The 16,219-nt window shown below is 68.5% G+C and carries 16 protein-coding genes; 11 read left to right on the top strand and 5 right to left on the bottom strand.

The features are described from left to right. From ACFOWZ_RS43440 to ACFOWZ_RS43390, 11 genes are all read left to right on the top strand, one after another. Positions 1–873, top strand: an 873-nt coding sequence (locus tag ACFOWZ_RS43440; RefSeq protein ID WP_382379838.1) for an amino acid ABC transporter permease, incomplete at its 5' end; no start/stop codon positions are given. Further along, positions 870–1,637: an amino acid ABC transporter ATP-binding protein gene (locus tag ACFOWZ_RS43435; protein WP_382379837.1), complete on the top strand. Its 768-nt coding sequence runs from the start codon at positions 870–872 to the stop codon at positions 1,635–1,637. The genes ACFOWZ_RS43440 and ACFOWZ_RS43435, both read left to right, overlap by 4 nt. Before the next feature lie 69 nt (positions 1,638–1,706). Further along, on the top strand, positions 1,707–2,660 hold the full coding sequence (locus ACFOWZ_RS43430) for a succinylglutamate desuccinylase/aspartoacylase family protein (protein WP_382379836.1): 954 nt from the start codon (positions 1,707–1,709) through the stop codon (positions 2,658–2,660). Then, complete coding sequence (locus ACFOWZ_RS43425) at positions 2,657–4,105, top strand: aldehyde dehydrogenase family protein (protein ID WP_382379835.1); 1,449 nt, start codon at positions 2,657–2,659, stop codon at positions 4,103–4,105. The genes ACFOWZ_RS43430 and ACFOWZ_RS43425 overlap by 4 nt, the downstream gene beginning before the upstream one ends. Positions 4,106–4,230: 125 nt before the next feature. Further along, positions 4,231–4,896: a haloacid dehalogenase type II gene (locus ACFOWZ_RS43420; RefSeq protein WP_382379834.1), complete on the top strand. Its 666-nt coding sequence runs from the start codon at positions 4,231–4,233 to the stop codon at positions 4,894–4,896. A gap of 17 nt (positions 4,897–4,913) precedes the next feature. Continuing rightward, positions 4,914–6,197, top strand: coding sequence for an NAD(P)/FAD-dependent oxidoreductase (locus ACFOWZ_RS43415; RefSeq protein ID WP_382379833.1), 1,284 nt, complete (start codon positions 4,914–4,916; stop codon positions 6,195–6,197). 62 nt (positions 6,198–6,259) lie between these two features. Further along, the gene (gene aspA, locus ACFOWZ_RS43410; RefSeq protein WP_382379832.1) at positions 6,260–7,672 is read left to right on the top strand and encodes an aspartate ammonia-lyase; all 1,413 of its coding nucleotides are present in this window, start codon (positions 6,260–6,262) and stop codon (positions 7,670–7,672) included. Positions 7,673–7,737: 65 nt separating this feature from the next. After that, a complete protein-coding gene (locus ACFOWZ_RS43405; RefSeq protein ID WP_382379831.1) occupies positions 7,738–8,910 on the top strand; it encodes an ROK family transcriptional regulator in 1,173 nt (390 codons plus the stop codon). A 130-nt stretch (positions 8,911–9,040) separates the two neighbouring features. Then, positions 9,041–10,390 carry an aspartate aminotransferase family protein gene (locus ACFOWZ_RS43400; RefSeq protein WP_382379830.1) on the top strand — a complete coding sequence of 450 codons (1,350 nt, stop codon included), beginning with the start codon at positions 9,041–9,043 and terminating at the stop codon, positions 10,388–10,390. 21 nt (positions 10,391–10,411) lie between these two features. After that, positions 10,412–11,458, top strand: coding sequence for a phosphotransferase (locus ACFOWZ_RS43395; RefSeq protein WP_382379829.1), 1,047 nt, complete (start codon positions 10,412–10,414; stop codon positions 11,456–11,458). Between the two features lie 97 nt (positions 11,459–11,555). Next, positions 11,556–12,227 (top strand): GntR family transcriptional regulator, encoded by a 672-nt coding sequence (locus ACFOWZ_RS43390; protein WP_382379828.1) that lies wholly within the window; start codon positions 11,556–11,558, stop codon positions 12,225–12,227. Between the two features lie 4 nt (positions 12,228–12,231). Here ACFOWZ_RS43390 and ACFOWZ_RS43385 read toward each other — a convergent pair whose 3' ends face one another. From ACFOWZ_RS43385 to ACFOWZ_RS43365, 5 genes are all read right to left on the bottom strand, one after another. After that, positions 12,232–12,966: an SDR family NAD(P)-dependent oxidoreductase gene (locus ACFOWZ_RS43385; RefSeq protein WP_382379827.1), complete on the bottom strand. Its 735-nt coding sequence runs from the start codon at positions 12,964–12,966 to the stop codon at positions 12,232–12,234. Positions 12,967–12,985: 19 nt separating this feature from the next. Continuing rightward, the gene (locus tag ACFOWZ_RS43380) at positions 12,986–14,092 is read right to left on the bottom strand and encodes an alanine racemase (RefSeq protein ID WP_382379826.1); all 1,107 of its coding nucleotides are present in this window, start codon (positions 14,090–14,092) and stop codon (positions 12,986–12,988) included. 14 nt (positions 14,093–14,106) lie between these two features. Next, positions 14,107–14,580 (bottom strand): RidA family protein, encoded by a 474-nt coding sequence (locus ACFOWZ_RS43375; protein WP_382379825.1) that lies wholly within the window; start codon positions 14,578–14,580, stop codon positions 14,107–14,109. A gap of 2 nt (positions 14,581–14,582) precedes the next feature. Next, entirely contained in the window at positions 14,583–15,350 is a 768-nt protein-coding gene (locus ACFOWZ_RS43370) for an amino acid ABC transporter ATP-binding protein (RefSeq protein ID WP_382379824.1), read from the bottom strand. Next, on the bottom strand, positions 15,347–16,219 hold an 873-nt coding region (locus ACFOWZ_RS43365; RefSeq protein ID WP_382379823.1), incomplete at its 5' end, for an amino acid ABC transporter permease. The genes ACFOWZ_RS43370 and ACFOWZ_RS43365, both read right to left, overlap by 4 nt.

The raw sequence follows: 16,219 nt of genomic DNA, 5'->3' as shown, positions 1-16,219 counted from the left end.
CTGTTGCCGGAAGAGAAGAAGCGGATCACGCCGAAGCGTCCGCGCGACTATCTCTGTTGGGCGGTCGCCATCGCGATCGTCGGCGGTCTCGTCCACACGACGGTGACGAACGAGAACTACCAGTGGCCGGTGGTGTTCGGTTACTTCACCACCGAGGCCATTCTGGACGGTCTGGTGCTCACTCTGGTGCTGACCGTGGCCAGCATGGTGCTGGGCACACTGCTCGGGTTGGTGCTCGCGGTGATGCGGATGTCGCACCAGGCACCGATCTCCGGTCTGGCCCGGCTCTACATCACGTTCTTCCGCGGCACACCTGTGCTGGTGCAGCTGATCTTCTGGTTCAACATCGCGGCGCTGTACCCGAACGTCTCCATCGGCATCCCCTTCACCGACATCTCCACGCCGGTGGACGTCAACGCCCTGATGACCCCGCTGACCGCGGCCGTCGTGGGGCTGACGCTGAACCAGGCCGCGTACATGGCGGAGATCATCCGCGGTGGGTTCGCCTCGGTGCACCGCGGCCAGTACGAAGCCGCGGACTCCTTGGGAATGAGCGGCTTCACCAGACTCCGGCACGTGATCATCCCGCAGACCATGCCCGCGATCATCCCCGCCACCGGCAACCAGGTGATCGGCATGCTCAAGGAGACGTCGCTGGTGAGCGTGCTCGGCGTGGCGGAACTGCTCAACAGCGCACAGTCGATCTACGCCCGCACCTACCAGACGATCCCACTGCTGATCGTGGCGAGCCTCTGGTACCTGATCATGACGATGGCGCTGAGCGTGCCGCAGTCGATGATCGAGCGCCGCTTCTCCCGCTCGACCCGCAGGCCCGCCCCGGTGGCCGTCGCCACGAAGGAGTCGTTGCTGTGAAAGCCGACGGAACGATCGTGGCACGCCAGTTGTACAAGAGCTTCGGAAGTCACGAGGTCCTGCGCGGGATCGACCTGTCGGTCGAGGCCGGCGAGATCTCCTGCATCATCGGGCCCAGCGGCTCCGGCAAGTCGACACTTCTGCGCTGTGTCAACGGGTTGGAGACCCTCGACCGAGGCGTCCTGCGGGTCAACGGCGAGGACTTCGGCTACGTCGAGAACGAGCGTGCCTACCACGCCCTGCCTCCGCAACGGCTGGCCGAGCAGCGTTCCCGCATCGGCATGGTGTTCCAGCAGTTCAACCTGTTCCCCAACATGACCGCCGAGGCGAACGTCATGTCCGGGCCGGTACTGGTCAAGAAGATCAGCCGCAAGGTCGCCAGGGAACAGGCCCAGAAACTGCTGGCCCAGGTCGGGCTCGCCGGCTGTGGCCACAAATATCCCGCCCAGCTGTCCGGCGGTCAGCAGCAACGTGTCGCCATCGCCCGAGCCCTCGCGATGGAGCCGAGCATCATGCTGTTCGACGAACCCACCAGCGCACTGGATCCGGAGCTCGTCGGTGAGGTCCTCGCCGTCATGCGCGACCTCGCCCACCACGGCATGACCATGCTCGTCGTCACCCACGAGATGGGGTTCGCCCGCGACGTGGCCGACGAGGTGCTGTTCATGGACGGTGGAGTCGCCGTCGAACGCGGCGACGCGCGTGAGGTGCTGGCCAACCCCCGCGAGAAGCGCACCCAGGAGTTTCTGGAAAGGGTGCTGTAGATGGCGGATGGACGCAAACAAGACGGCGACCGCACCGCATCTGAACCACCTGTTCGGGAAGGAACCCACATGTACTCCATCGGTCCGCTGACCGTCGCCGCGGGTGAGCGAGCTCAGGGCCTCATCCCGGTCGGCACCAGCAGCTACGGCGTGGAGCTCGGCATTCCGCTGATCGTCGTCAACGGCGCAGAGGACGGCCCGGTGCTGTGCGTGGACGCGGGCGTGCACGGCGACGAGTACGACGGCCAGGAGGCCATCCGGCGGGCGCTCGCCGAACTCGACCCTGCCACCCTGCGCGGCACCGTCGTCGGCATCCCGTGCATGAACACCCCGGCGTTCGAGGCGGCCGCCCGCGCGAGCGGCATCGACCACCTGAACCTCAACCGCATCTTCCCCGGCGACCCCGAGGGCTCCTACTCGCAGCGCCTCGCCGCCACGTTCGTCGAGAAGGTCGTCCCCGTCGTCGACGCCGTGGTCGACCTGCACACCGGTGGCGCCTACGGCGAGATCGCCCCGCTGGTCATCCTCCAGGGCGGTTACGAGGACCTGGCGACGGACATCGCTCTCGCCGCCGGGCACGAGCTGGTCTGGAAGGGCGGCAAGTGGGGCGGCACGGTCCGCCACCCCGTGCTCGAGGCCGGCAAGCCCGCCATCACCATCGAGTGCGGTGGCGCGACGTACCGCGAGGCCAACGTCGAGCGCCACCTGAACTCGATCCGCAACATCCTGCGCAGCCTCAAGATGATCGACGGCGAGGTGGAGCTGCGGGACGTCTACACGGCCGTCTCCGGCACGTTCGCCCGCTCCAGCGCCGGCGGCTTCTTCGTCAGCCACTCCGAGCCGGGCGACACCTGCGAGGAAGGCGATCTGATCGGCCAGATCGTGGACCACTACGGCAACACGCTCGAAGAGGTTCGTGCCGACTGGGACGGGATCGTGCTGTGGGTGCGCCGCATCCGCACCGTGCGTCCCGGTGACGAGGTCGTGATCTTCGGTGCGGTCGAAGGGGAGATCAAGCCGTGAACGTCACCGAGCTGCTGATCGACGGCAAGCGGGTACCCGCGGCCGACGGTCGCACCTTCACCGTCGTGGACCCGTCGCTGGGTGACCCGATCGCCGAGGTGTCGTTGGCTGGCAAGGAGGACGTGGACGCCGCGGTCGCCGCCGCCCGTGCCGCGTTCACGGCTCCCGAATGGGCGGGCATGCGTGCCGCGGACCGCGGCCGGCTGCTGAATCGGATCGCCGAGGCGATCAGGGCCGACGTCGAAAGGCTGGCACGGCTGGAAAGCCTCGACGTGGGCAAGCCGCTGAAGCAGGCCAGGGCCGACGTCGAAGCCGCCGCGCGGTACTTCGAGTTCTACGCGGGCTTCGCGGACAAGCTCGGCGGCTCCACCATCCCACTGGGACCGGGGCTGATCGACTACACCGTGCGCGAACCGATCGGCGTGTCCGGGCAGATCATCCCGTTCAACTACCCGCTGCAGAACACCGCGCGGGGCAGCGCGCCCGCGCTCGCGGCCGGCTGCACGGTGGTGCTCAAGCCGTCACCGGAAGCACCGCTGACGCCGCTGGAGATCGGCCGGATCGCACTGGAGTGCGGTCTGCCACCGGGCGTGCTCAACGTCGTGCCCGGCGACGGCGAGACCGGTGCGGCGCTGGCCGGGCATTCCGGCATCGACCAGGTGACGTTCACCGGGTCGGTGGCGACCGGGATCAAGGTCGCCCAGGCCGCCGCCGAGAACGTGGTGCCGTCGGTCGTCGAGCTGGGCGGCAAGTCGCCGGTCGTCGTGTTCGCCGACGCCGACTTCGACCTGGCGCTGGGTGCCGTCGCGGCCTCGGCGTTCGGAAACGCGGGCCAGACCTGCTCGGCCGGAACCCGGCTGCTGCTGCAGCGCGGTGCCGAGGAGTTCCTGGACCGGCTGGCGGCCCACGCGAACGCGCTGCGCGTGGGCCCCGGACTCACCGACCCCGACGTCGGGCCGCTCGTCTCGGCACGCCAGCGCGACAAGGTGCTGGGGTACCTGGACGTCGCCCGCGAGGAGGGTGCGACCGTGCGTGCCGGCGGCGGCGCCCCCGAGGACCTGTTGCTGCGCCGCGGCTACTACGTCGCACCGACCATCCTTTCCGGACTGACCAACCAGAACAGGGTGGCCCGCGAGGAGATCTTCGGGCCCGTCGTGACCGTCATCGAGTTCGACGACGTCGACGACGCGCTGGAGATCGCCAACGACAGCCCGTTCGGCCTCTCGTCGTACGTGTGGACGCGGGACATCGACAAGGCACTGCGGATGGCTCAGGGCATCCGCGCGGGCCAGGTCAACGTCAACGCCACCGGTGTCGGCACCGGTGTGGAGCTGCCGTTCGGCGGCTACAAGCACAGCGGCTGGGGCCGCGAGAAGGGCCTGGAAGGGCTGGACAGCTACACGCAGACCAAGAACGTCTGCATCGGGTTCGGGAACGACAGATGACCCCGCGGCAGGTCACCGCCAACGCGGCGGCGGCCGGCTGGATCCCCACCGAGGCCGACCTGGCCGCACTCGACGAGATCGTGACCCCCGGCGACCGGGTGGTCTGAGACAGAGGATCGGACACCATGCGTCAGATCGTCACCTTCGACGCCTACGCGACACTGATCAACTTCGAGCTCGCGCCGACCACCCTGAAGGTGCTGGCCGACCGGCTGGACCTGGACGGACTGGACGTCGACGAGTTCCTGGACGACTTCCGGGTCATGCGCTTCCAGGCGGTCCTGGAGGCCTACCGGCCCTACCACGAGGTCCTGCACTCCAGCCTGCGCAACGCCATGCGGCTGCACGGCCTGGAGTACCGCGAGTCCGACGGCGACGCGCTCGTCGAGGCCGTTCCGACCTTCGGGCCCTGGCCCGAGGTGCCCGACGCGTTGCGGGCGCTGAAGAAGAAGTACGAGATCGCGATCATCTCCAACACCGACGACAACCTCATCGCGCGCAACGTCGAGAACATCGGCGTCGAGTTCGACTACGTGATCACCGCGCAGCAGGCCAAGGCGTACAAGCCGGACCTGCAGACGTTCGAGTACGCCTTCCAGACCATGGACGTCGACCCGAGCCAGGTGATCCACGTCGCGCAGGGCTGGGAGTACGACCACATCCCCACCAGGGACCTCGGTCTGCAGCGCCGCGTGTGGATCAACCGCTACGGCCGTCGCGGCAGCAGCGACTACCAGCCCTACGACGAGCTGCCCGACCTGTCCGGGCTGCCCGCCCTGCTCGGCTGCTGAGACGAGGAACCGCCGCCATGAAACAGATCCCCTACTGGCTCGACACCGCCCCGCGACGACCCGACCGCTCGGGCAAGCCACTTCCCGAGAGCGCGGACGTGGTGGTCATCGGCGGCGGCCTCACCGGCCTGTCGACCGCCTACCACGCGGCACGCAAGGGCGCGTCGGTGGTGCTGGTCGAGAAGGACCAGATCGGTGCCGGTGCATCCGGCCGCAACGGCAGCATGTGCACGCAGGGCATCACGATCCCGCCCGGTGAGGCACGCAAGCGGTACGGCCAGGAACGAGCTCTCGAGCTGTACAACGCCTTCCGCGACGCCGTGGACCTCGTCGAGGACCTGACGCTGAGGGAGCAGATCGACTGCGACTTCACCCGCGCCGGGCGCCTCGGCCTGGCCTGCAAACCCAAGCACTTCGAGCACCTGCAGGCCAAGCAGCGCGAACTGGCCGAGAACTTCGGTCACGAGACGGTCGTGCTGAGCAAGAGCGACCTGCGGGCCGAGATCGGCTCGGACTACTACCACGGCGCTCTGCTCGACCCGCTCAGCGCGGGTCTGCACGTGGGCAAGTTCGTCGGTGGCCTGGCGGACGCCGCCGAGCGGGCGGGCGCCGAGATCCACGAGCGCAACGCCGCGACCGGACTCACCCGCCTTCCCGGCGGCGGCTTCGTGGTGGAGACGATGCACGGCACCATCCGCGCCAAGCAGGTCATGGCTGCGACGGACGCCTACTCCGACAAGTCGATGCCGTGGTTCCGCAAGCGGCTGATCAACGTCGGCAGCTTCATCATCGTCACCGAGCCGCTGGGGGAGGCGCGCGCCAAGGAGCTCATCCCGAACGGCCGCCTGCTGGTCGCCCACAAGAACGTCGGCCACTACGTCCGCCTCACGCCGGACAACCGCCTCGCGTTCGGCGGCAGGGCCCGGTTCGCCCCGTCCAACCCGGCCTCGGACCTCAAGAGCGGCGACATCCTCAAGCGGGAGATGACGGAGATCTTCCCGCAGCTGGCGGGGGCGCGGATCGACTACGTGTGGGGCGGCATGGTCGGCTTCTCCTGGGATCGCATCCCGCACGCGGGGGAGATCGACGGCCTGTACTACTCCATGGGCTACTGCGGCCACGGCGTCCAGATGGCCACGTACATGGGCCGGGCGGTCGCCGAGATGATGGACGGCAAACCGGAGGCCAACCCGTTGCGCGGCCTCGGTTTCCCGAAGGTCCCCGTCCCGTTCTACAACGGCACCGCGTGGTTCCTGCCCTTCGGGGGTGCCTACTACAAGGCCAAGGACCGCTGGAGCTGACACCGCTGGGCCTTCCGCGACCGCCCTCCCGTCGCGGAAGGCCCTCCTCCCGAAGGACTGCCATGACTGCCGCAGACTCCCGAAGAGAGCACGACCTGCTCGGCGACCGCGACGTGCCCGCCGACGCCTACTGGGGCGTCCACACGTTGCGCGCCACCGAGAACTTCCCGATCACCGGCACGTCGATCTCCGCCTACCCGCACCTGGTCGAGGCACTCGCCGCGGTCAAGGAAGCCGCCGCGCTCGCCAACTCCGAGCTCGGGCTGCTCGACTCGGCGAAGGCCGCCGCGATCGCCGAGGCCTGCCGCGAGATCCGGGCGGGCAAGCTGCTCGACCAGTTCGTCGTGGACGTCATCCAGGGCGGCGCCGGCACCTCGACCAACATGAACGTCAACGAGGTCGTGGCGAACCGCGCGCTGGAGCTGCTCGGCCACTCGAAGGGCCAGTACTCTTTCCTGCACCCCAACGAGGACGTCAACCTCGGTCAGTCCACGAACGACGTCTACCCGACGGCCGTGCGGATCGCGACGATCTTCGCCGTGCGCGGCCTGCTCGACGCGATGTCAGTTTTGCAGGAAGCCTTCGCCCGCAAGGCAGTCGAGTTCCGCGACGTGCTGAAGATGGGCCGCACGCAGCTGCAGGACGCGGTGCCCATGACGCTCGGGCAGGAGTTCTCCACCTACGCCGTGATGCTCGACGAGGACCGCGCCCGGCTCGCCGAGGCGGTCCTGCTGATCCACGAGATCAACCTGGGCGCCACCGCGATCGGCACCGGCCTCAACGCGGCGCCGGGTTATGCCGAGGCCGCGCGCCGGTACCTCACCGAGATCACCGGGCTGGAGCTGGTGACGGCCGTGAACCTGGTCGAGGCCACCCAGGACTGCGGCGCGTTCGTGCAGATGTCCGGTGTGCTGAAGCGGATCGCCGTGAAGCTGTCGAAGACGTGCAACGACCTGCGCCTGCTGTCGTCCGGCCCGCGCGCCGGCTTCGGCGAGATCAACCTGCCGCCCGTGCAGGCCGGTTCGTCGATCATGCCGGGCAAGGTCAACCCGGTCATCCCCGAGGTCGTCAACCAGGTCGCCTTCGAGGTCATCGGCAACGACGTCACCATCACCATGGCGGCCGAAGCCGGACAGCTCCAGCTCAACGCCTTCGAGCCGATCATCCTGCACTCGCTGTCGGAGTCGATCACGCACCTGCGCGCGGCTTGTCTCACTTTGGCCGAGCGTTGTGTGGACGGCATCACCGCCAACACCGAGGTGCTGCGGGCGTCCGTCGAGAACTCGATCGGGTTGGTCACCGCGCTCAACCCGTACATCGGGTACGCCGCTGCGACCGACATCGCCAAGGAAGCGCTCGTCACCGGCAGGGGAGTGGCGGAACTCGTGCTGGAGAAGGGTTTGCTGCCGGCGCAGAGTCTGGCCGACCTGTTGCGGCCAGAGGTGGTGGCGGGCTGCGGCCCGGCCACCACCTGAGGTCCTGCCGAACACGAGCCCCTTTGTTCCAGTTTCAACCTGAAACCTTTGCTATGGTCACCCTGGTGACGATCAACCCGACCACGCGCGACTACAACAAGGCATCGGTCCTCGACGTCGTTCTCGCCCAGGCGCCCTTGACGCGCAACAAGCTCATCGAGCTGACCGGGCTGAGCAAGGCGACGGTGTCCAGGGCGGTGGAGGAGCTGCGGGCCGACGGCTTCGTCGTCGACCGCGGGGTCGACGCGATCGCCGGTCGTGGCCGGCCGTCCACCTACCTGGACGTCCCCGGCACCACCGGGCACGTCGTCGGCGTGAGCTTCGGTGCACAGACCACCGGTGTTCTCGCGACCGACCTGAGGGGACGCGAGATCCAGCACGTGATCGTTCCCACCGCGAGCCACGACGACGCCGGCAAGGCCGCCGCCTGGCTGGCCGGCCTGATCGCCGGCGCCAGTCAGCCCGCGGAAGGGCCGCTGCGTCAGGTCGTCGTGGCCGTGCCCGGCCGGGTCCGCGACGGTGCTGAGATCTTCGGCCCCGCGGAGTCGATGGCCTACCTCGCCGGTTCCGGTCTGCAACGTGCGCTGGCGGACCTGGTCGGCGCTCCGGTGCTGCTCGACAGCGACGCGAACGCGTCTTTGCTGGGCATCCTCGCCGACGACGTCACGATCAGGAACGCCGCGCTCTTCAGCGTCAGCAGCATGCTCAGCTTCGCCTGCTGCACCGATCACGAGCTGGCTCGCGGGAGCACTCCCTCGTTCGGTGACGTCGGAGTGCTCTTCTCCGGAGTGCCCGGCAAACCTCTCGAAGGTCTGCTCAGCACGGGAGGCCTGCTCGCGTTCGCGCGTGAGCAGGGGCTGGGGCTGGGGCGCGTCGACGACCTCTGGACAGAGACGCGCCACGACGAGGGGCGCGCGGCGGTGGTGGAGGCGTTCACCACGGCGTTGGTGACGGCTGTGACGGTCGTCGTCGTGACCCTGGACCCGGAGTCGATCTTCTTCGTGGGCAGGCTGAGCACGCTGGTCGAGGAGGTCCTGCCCGAGGTGCGCAGGCGCCTTGAGGAGCGTCTTCCCGCTGTTCCCCGGATCGCGGTCGCGACGCAGGTGCTCGGGCTGTCGACCGCGCGTGGCGCGGTGCACTCGTGCTTGACGCTGGCTCAGGCCCGATTGCGGGAGGCCCTGCTCGACGCACGTCGTCAAGCGCCGCGTGCGGAGCAGCAGCCCGCGCCCGCGTTCTGATCCGGCCGCTTGTCCTTCTCTGGGAGCGACCCCGCCTATAAAGTTTCAGTTTGGAACTGGAACAAAGAATGGTACGGTGAGATCACCAGCGGAGGAGACTCCGGCGGAACCAGACCGAAAGTGACGGCCGATGACTTCGACACTGAGCCGGGCGATCGCCAACTACCCGAACCGCTTCGACCCGGCCGTGCTGGATGCGCTCCCCGACCGTCTCCAGGACACGATCCGGCGCCGGACCGAGGTGCTGGGACCCGGCTACACGCTCATCTACCGCACACCGGTCGAGTTCGTCTCCGGTCACGGCGCTCACCTGACCGACCGGGACGGCAACGACTACCTCGACGCCTACAACAACGTCCCGTGCGTCGGGCACGCGCACCCGCACGTGGTGGAGGCCGTCACTCGGCAGATGTCGGCGGTCAACATCAACACCCGCTACGTCCAGGACTCGCTGGTGGACTACGCGGAACGGCTGCTCGCGACCTTTCCCGCGGAGTTGTCGAAGCTGAGCGTGGCGTGCAGCGGCTCGGAGGCCAACGACCTCGCGATGCGCGTCGCCAGGTTCCACACCGGCGGTGAGGGCATCATCGTGACCCGCTGGGCCTACCACGGCATCACGCGTGAGGTCGCGAGCTTCTCGCCGACCCTGGGCACAGGATCTCCGCTGGGGCCGAACGTCAGGCTGATCGACCCGCCCGACCCGCGGCTCGTCGCGCCGGGGTCGACGCTGGCCGACCACATGCGTGCGCAGGTGCGTGGCGCGATCGACGACCTGGAACGCCACGGTTACCGGCTCGCCGCCCTGGTCACGGACGGGGCGTACAGCAGCGACGGGATCTTCACCGACCCGGTCGGCTACCTGAAAGCGATGATCGAGGAGGTGCACGCGGCCGGCGGTGTCTACATCGCCGACGAGGTGCAGTCCGGGTTCGCCCGGCTCGGGGAGTCCATGTGGGGCTTCGCGCGCCACGGCGTGGTGCCGGACATCGTGACCATGGGCAAGCCGATGGGCAACGGGCTGCCGGTCTCCGGTGTGGTCTTCCGCCCGGAGGTCTCCGACGAGTTCGGGCGGAGTGTGCGGTACTTCAACACCTTCGGTGGCAGTTCGATCCCGGTGGCGGCGGCCGCCGCGGTGCTGGACGTCTTCGAGCAGGAGAACGTGCAGCAGCGCGTTCTCGAGAACGGCAGGGCCCTGCGCGCCGGGCTCGAGGAGATCACGCGGGCGTCGCCGTACGTCGCCGAAGTCCGCGGCAGCGGTCTCTACGTCGGGATCGAGCTCGTGAAGGACCGGGAGACGCGGGAGCCCGACCGCGTGCTCGCCGAGGACGTCATCAACGATCTGCGTGACCGGCGGGTGCTCATCAGCGGTACCGCGCGCGGGGCGAACGTGCTGAAGATCCGCCCTCCGCTGGCCTTCAACGCCGCCGACGTGACACGGTTCCTGGAGACCTTCGCCCAGGTCGCGCAGGACCGGCTGTAGCGGATGACCGAAGGACGCACCGTGACCATCTCATCGCCGGCAGACCCCGGCAGGCGCCTCATGGTCGACAGTGGACTGGCGTCGGCCCACGATCCCGTCGACGTGACGCTGGTGGAGACGCTTCTCGATCAGCACTACCGGCTGCGCGGGCGGCTCGAGCGGCTGGCGACGGAGAAGGACGACACGTTCCGGCTCACGACCGGCTCCGGTGACCACCTCGTGAAGGTGTCGCCGCCGGGCGAGGACGAGAGCGTCGTCGACCTGCAGACCGCCGCGATGCGGTTTCTCGAGGACACCGCTCCCGAGCTGCCGGTCCAGCGCGTGCGGCTGACCGTCGGCGGGGACGACAGCGTGGCCCTCGGCGGAGCGCGAATCCTGCGGGTGTTCGGCTTCGTCAGCGGCCCGGTCTGGGCCGGGGCGGACCGGGACGCGCGGCAGCTCGCCGCGGCGGGAGAGATGCTGGGCCGCGTCGACGTGGCACTCGCCGGATTCGCGCATCGCGCCGACGGGCGGGGGCTGGCGTGGGACGTCAAGCACTTCCACCACCTGACCGGGCTGGTTGCGCACACGCCGGACGCCGGGCACCGCCGGCTGGCCGACGAAGTCTCCCGGCTGTTCGGCGAGGTCGTCGTGCCGCGCCTGGACCACCTGGAAACACAGGTGATCCACGGTGACTACAGCCCGTACAACGTGGTCGTGAACCCGCACGGTGAGCCGTTCGTGACCGGCGTCATCGACTTCGGTGACACCGTGCGCAGCGCGCTGATCTTCGACCCCGCTGTGCCCATGGCCAACCTGCTGGGCCGCGGCCGCGAGAACCCCTGGCAGGACGCCTGCAGCTTCCTGAAGGGCTACGAGCGCGCCCGGCCCGTCAAGGACTCGGAACTCGCACTCCTGCCCGTCGCCGCACTGGCCCGGCTCACGCTGCGCGCGCTGATCACGAACTGGCGCGCGCAGCGTGTCCCACAACGGCGCGACTACCTCCTGGCTCACGCCAAGGACGACTGGACCAACGTCGCGCAGGCGCTCGCCGTGTCCCTCGACGAGGTCGTCGCCCAACTCCGCTGAAGCCGGTCTCTTCTCCAACCCTGCCGCGGCCGCGCCGTTTCCCGTTGGCGAGTCGCCGGTATAGTCGACAAAAGACAAAAGGGGAGGCGGCGGGGGAATGGACCGCAAGTTCAACTGGATCGAAGACAGGACGACGACGCCGGATGGCGTCTACCGCGTCCTGCGCGCTGCGATTCTCGACGGGACCGTGCCTCCTGGCGGGCAGCTGCGTGAGGCGCACATCGCCACGGACCTCGGCATCAGCCGGTCCCCGCTGCGCGAGGCGCTGACCAAGCTGGAGGAAGAGGGGCTCATCGTCAAGATCCCCTACCGCGGGGCGTTCGTCGCGGAGGTGAGCGCTCAGGACGTCGCCGAGATCGACGCGATCCGCCTGCTCGTCGAGCCGTACGCGGCCGAGCTCGCCTACGCGGCGCTGCGCGGTCCGGAGCGGTCGAGGTTCCTGCGGACCGTCGAGGACCTCCACCAGGCCCTGGCGAAGAACGACATCCCGGCCAGCGTCGACGCGCACCTCGGCTTCCACCGGCTCTTCTACGACCTCTCCGGCAGCGGCGCTCTGCAGAACCTCTGGAACGGCTGGGAGACCAAGCTGCGGCTCTACCTCAGCGTCGATCACCAGACCTACACCGACCCGCGCGAGCTGGCCGTCGAGCACGAGAGGCTGGCCGCGGTCGCGCTGGAGGGTGACATCGACGAGTTTCGCGAGGAGCTGGCCGCCCACTTCCAGACGGGACTGAGCGGCAAGGCAGAGGTCCATCCCCGGAAGGCGTGAGGGGTCAGAAGGCGGTGTACCCGCCGTCGACCGGCAGGACCGCTCCGGTGACGTAGGTCGACTCCGACGACGCCAGGAAGAGCACCGCGTCGGCGACCTCCCCCGGGGTGGCGAGGCGCTGGAGCGGGATCTGGGTCTCGCGCTCCCGACGGCGGGCCTCGGGGTCGGCACTGCGCTGGAACGACGCCTCGATGATCGGTGTGACGGTCAGACCGGGGGCGACGACGTTGACGCGGATGTTGCGCGCGGCCCACTCGATCGCCGCGCCCTTGGCGAGCATGATCAGACCGCCCTTGGCCGCGGAGTACAGAACCTCGCCCGCCTTGCCGACCATGCCGAGCCGTGAGCTGACGCAGACGAACGCGCCTCCCGCGGAGGGCATCAGCGGCGCGAAGTGCTTCATCACCAGGAACGCGCTGAGCAGATTGCTCTCGAGCACGTTCTTCGCGTCCTCGCGGGACATCTCGGTGAGCGGGCTGCTCGCCTGCAGGCCGTGGTTGAGGACGACGACCTCGACGGTGCCGAACGACTCTGCGGCCTGGCGGGCGAGGGCTTCGACGAACGACTCGTCGTTGAGATCGCCGGGGACGTACAGATCGTCGGGCCGGGCGGTGTCGAGTCGTTCCCGGCGGCTGGTCAGCAGCAACCGGGCACCCTCGCGGCGGAAGTGAGAGCTGATCGCCTCGCCGATGCCGCTGCCGGCGCCGGTCACCAGGGCCTTTACGTTGTCGAGTCTCATGTCGGGCAACTCCTGTGGGTCAGCTGAGGAATCCGCGGGCGTCGATCGGCCATCGTTGCAGCGACGTGCCCGTGCTGTCGGTGACGATCAGCTCCTCGAAGTTGATCACGACCGGGCAGACGTGGTTCGGCACCACCGGGAGCACGGTGCCGATGCCGGGGCGGAAGTCACCGGCGGGCAGCCCGAGGAATCCGTGGTACTCGTTGAGTTTGGTCAGGACGGCCTTCGTGCCGGCGACGCCACCGTAGCCGCGTTCGGCGCTGCCTTCCCGGCTGAGGGCTTTGGTGCCCGCGTCGACGATGACCTGGTCGGGGACCCAGTCGCTGACGACGGTGGTGGCGACGAACAGTGCGACCTGGTCGTCCGTGCAGGCGCCGAGCCGGGTGTTGTCCAGGTCGCAGAAGACGTACTCGCCGGGGCGGATCTCGGTGATCACGCTGCTGGCGGTGAACTCGACGGTCGGGGTGGAGCCGGCACTCACCACCTGTGCGGTGATCCCGGCACCGGTGAGGCTGCGCACCGCGGTGACGAGCGCGGTCTCCTGGTCCCGCGCGGCGCGCACGCGAGCGTCCGGACCGGCGCTGCCGTGACCCGGATACGTGAAGACGCCCACCGGCACCAGGCCGCGCCGGCGGGCGGCCAGCGCGAGGTCGCCCGCGAGCTCGGGCGGTGCCCCGGAGCGACGGGCGCCGCAGTCCACCTCGATCACGACCTCCAGCCGCTCGGGTTCGCCCGCCATCGCGTCGGCGAGCGCGTCGATCGCGGCGACGTTGTCCACGCCGACCCGGAGCCGGACGGACTCGGTCAGCCTGCGCAGCCGTGCGCCCTTGGTTCCCGAGGGCCAGACCGGATAGGCGAGGAAGATGTCGTCGAAACCGGCCGCGGCGAAGACCTCGGCCTCGCCGACGTTGCCCGCGGTGATGCCGACCGCTCCCGCCGCGAGCTGGCGCCTGCCGATCTCGACGCACTTGTGCGTCTTGACGTGCGGCCGGACGTGCAGACCTCGCTGGTCGGCGAAGGCCTGCATGCGGTCGATGTTGTCCTGCACGACGTCGACCAGCACGATCGGCGCCGGGGTGTCGATCCGCCCGGCCAGGGCGGCGAGTGCTCGCTGGATCCGGCTCACGTTGCGCTCCTCACCTACACCGCGGTGCAGACCATCTGGATCTCGACCGGACTGTTGCGCGGCAGCCCCGCGACGCCGATCGCGGTGCGCGCGTGCCGCCCGTTCTCGCCCAGTACCTCGACGAGGAGGTCACTGGCAGCGTCGGCGACCCGTGACTGCTCGCCCAGATCCGGTGTGCTGGCCACGAAAACCAGCATCTGCACGATCCTGACCCGATCCAGGTCTCCCACTGCGTCCGCGGCGATGGCGAGTGCGTTGAGCGCTGTCTGACGGGCGAATCCGCGCGCTGTAGGCACGTCGACGTCCCGGCCGACGATGCCCTGGCCCAGCAGCACGCCGTCCCGGTAGGGCAACTGGCCCGAGATGTAGATGCTCGAGTCCACTGTCCGGTGGTTCACGAAGTGCGGGCTCGCACCGAATCCGAGGGCGGGCAGCTCCAGACCGAGAGCCTGGAGGCGATCCGTTGCCTTCACAGCACTTTCGATCACAGTCACAGCACCCTTTCGAGGAACTCTTGGGTTCGTTTTTGGCGTGGGTTGGCGAGTACTTCGCGTGCGTCGCCGCGTTCGATGCCGATTCCGTTGTCCATGAACAGAATTTCGTCGGCGACGTCGCGGGCGAAGCCCATTTCGTGGGTGACGAGGAGCATGGTCATGCCGTTGTGGGCGAGGTCGCGCATGACGGCGAGAACTTCGCCGACGAGTTCGGGGTCGAGTGCGCTGGTGGGTTCGTCGAAGAGCATGATGCTGGGGTTCATGGCGAGTGCGCGGGCGATGGCGACGCGTTGTTGCTGGCCGCCGGAGAGCTGGGCCGGATACTTGTGGCCGCAGCCGGCGAGACCGACCTGGGCCAGGAGTTCCTGCGCTCGCTCACGGGCGGCCTTGCGGCTGGTTTTCTTGACCAGCACGGGTCCGGACATGACGTTGCTTTCGGCGGTCATGTTGGGGAACAGGTTGAACTGCTGGAAGACCATGCCGACGTGGGAGCGTTGCTCGGCGAGTCGTTGTGGGGAGACGGCGTGGTAGGCGTTGTCTGTCTCGATGTAGCCGAAGTCCTCGCCGTTGACTCGCAGGACGCCGCGGTCGACGGTCTCCAATCCGTTGACACAGCGCAGAAGTGTCGACTTGCCGGACCCACTGGGGCCGATGATGCAGGAGATCTCGCCGGCTTTGACCGACAGGTCGATCCCGCGCAGGACCTGGTGGCTGCCGAAGCTCTTGCAGAGCTTGCGGGCGACGATCGTTCCGTCGGCTTTCACAGCAGCGACTCCTTTGTCGCGGTGGCGACTGCGGCCTGCCTCCTGGTGGAGCGGGAGAAGCGGCGTTCGATCATCGACTGCGGGACGCTCAGCAGCAGGGTCATGATCAGGTACCAGAGGCTGGCCACGATGAGCAGCGGGATGGTCTGGTAGGTGCGGGCGTAGATCGACTGTGCGCTGTTGAGGAGTTCGGCGACGCCGAGGACGCTGACCAGGGATGTTCCTTTGAGCATGCCGATCACCTGGTTGCCGGTGGCGGGGATGATCGCGGGCATGGTCTGGGGGATGATCACGTGCCGGAGTCTGGTGAAGCCGCGCATGCCGAGCGAGTCCGCGGCTTCGTACTGGCCGCGGTGCACCGAGGCGAAGCCGCCGCGGATGATCTCGGCCATGTAGGCGGCCTGGTTCAGCGTCAGGCCCACGATCGCGGCGGTGAGCGGGGTCATCAGGGCGTTGACGTCCACCGGGGTGGAGATGTCGGTGAAGGGGATGCCGATGGAGACGTTCGGGTACAGCGCCGCGATGTTGAACCAGAAGATGAGTTGCACGAGCACGGGTGTGCCGCGGAAGAACGTGATGTAGAGCGTGGCCAGGCCGGAGATCGGTGCCTGGTGCGACATCCGCATCACCGCGAGCACCAACCCGAGCAGTGTGCCCAGCACCATGCTGGCCACGGTCAGCACCAGGGTGAGCACCAGACCGTCCAGAATGGCCTCGGTGGTGAAGTAACCGAACACCACCGGCCACTGGTAGTTCTCGTTCGTCACCGTCGTGTGGACGAGACCGCCGACGATCGCGATGGCGACCGTCCAACAGAGATAGTCGCGCGGACGCTTCGGCGTGATCCGCTTCTTCTCTTCCGGCAACAG

The sequence above is a fragment of the Lentzea rhizosphaerae genome, assembly GCF_042649515.1.
In the GTDB taxonomy this organism is placed as follows: Bacteria; Actinomycetota; Actinomycetes; order Mycobacteriales; family Pseudonocardiaceae; genus Lentzea; species Lentzea aerocolonigenes.
The sequence above is the reverse complement of the archived record's forward strand: the minus strand, read 5'-3'. Positions and strand labels throughout refer to the sequence as shown.

Bases quoted from the DNA above. Each gene is read 5' to 3' on its own strand.
- ACFOWZ_RS43430 (WP_382379836.1), top strand. From the start codon at position 1,707: ATGTACTCCATCGGTCCGCTGACCGTCGCCGCGGGTGAGCGAGCTCAG.
- ACFOWZ_RS43420 (WP_382379834.1), top strand. From the start codon at position 4,231: ATGCGTCAGATCGTCACCTTCGACGCCTACGCGACACTGATCAACTTC.
- ACFOWZ_RS43415 (WP_382379833.1), top strand. From the start codon at position 4,914: ATGAAACAGATCCCCTACTGGCTCGACACCGCCCCGCGACGACCCGAC.
- ACFOWZ_RS43385 (WP_382379827.1), bottom strand. From the start codon at position 12,966: ATGAGACTCGACAACGTAAAGGCCCTGGTGACCGGCGCCGGCAGCGGC.
- ACFOWZ_RS43400 (WP_382379830.1), top strand. From the start codon at position 9,041: ATGACTTCGACACTGAGCCGGGCGATCGCCAACTACCCGAACCGCTTC.
- ACFOWZ_RS43390 (WP_382379828.1), top strand. From the start codon at position 11,556: ATGGACCGCAAGTTCAACTGGATCGAAGACAGGACGACGACGCCGGAT.
- aspA (WP_382379832.1), top strand. From the start codon at position 6,260: ATGACTGCCGCAGACTCCCGAAGAGAGCACGACCTGCTCGGCGACCGC.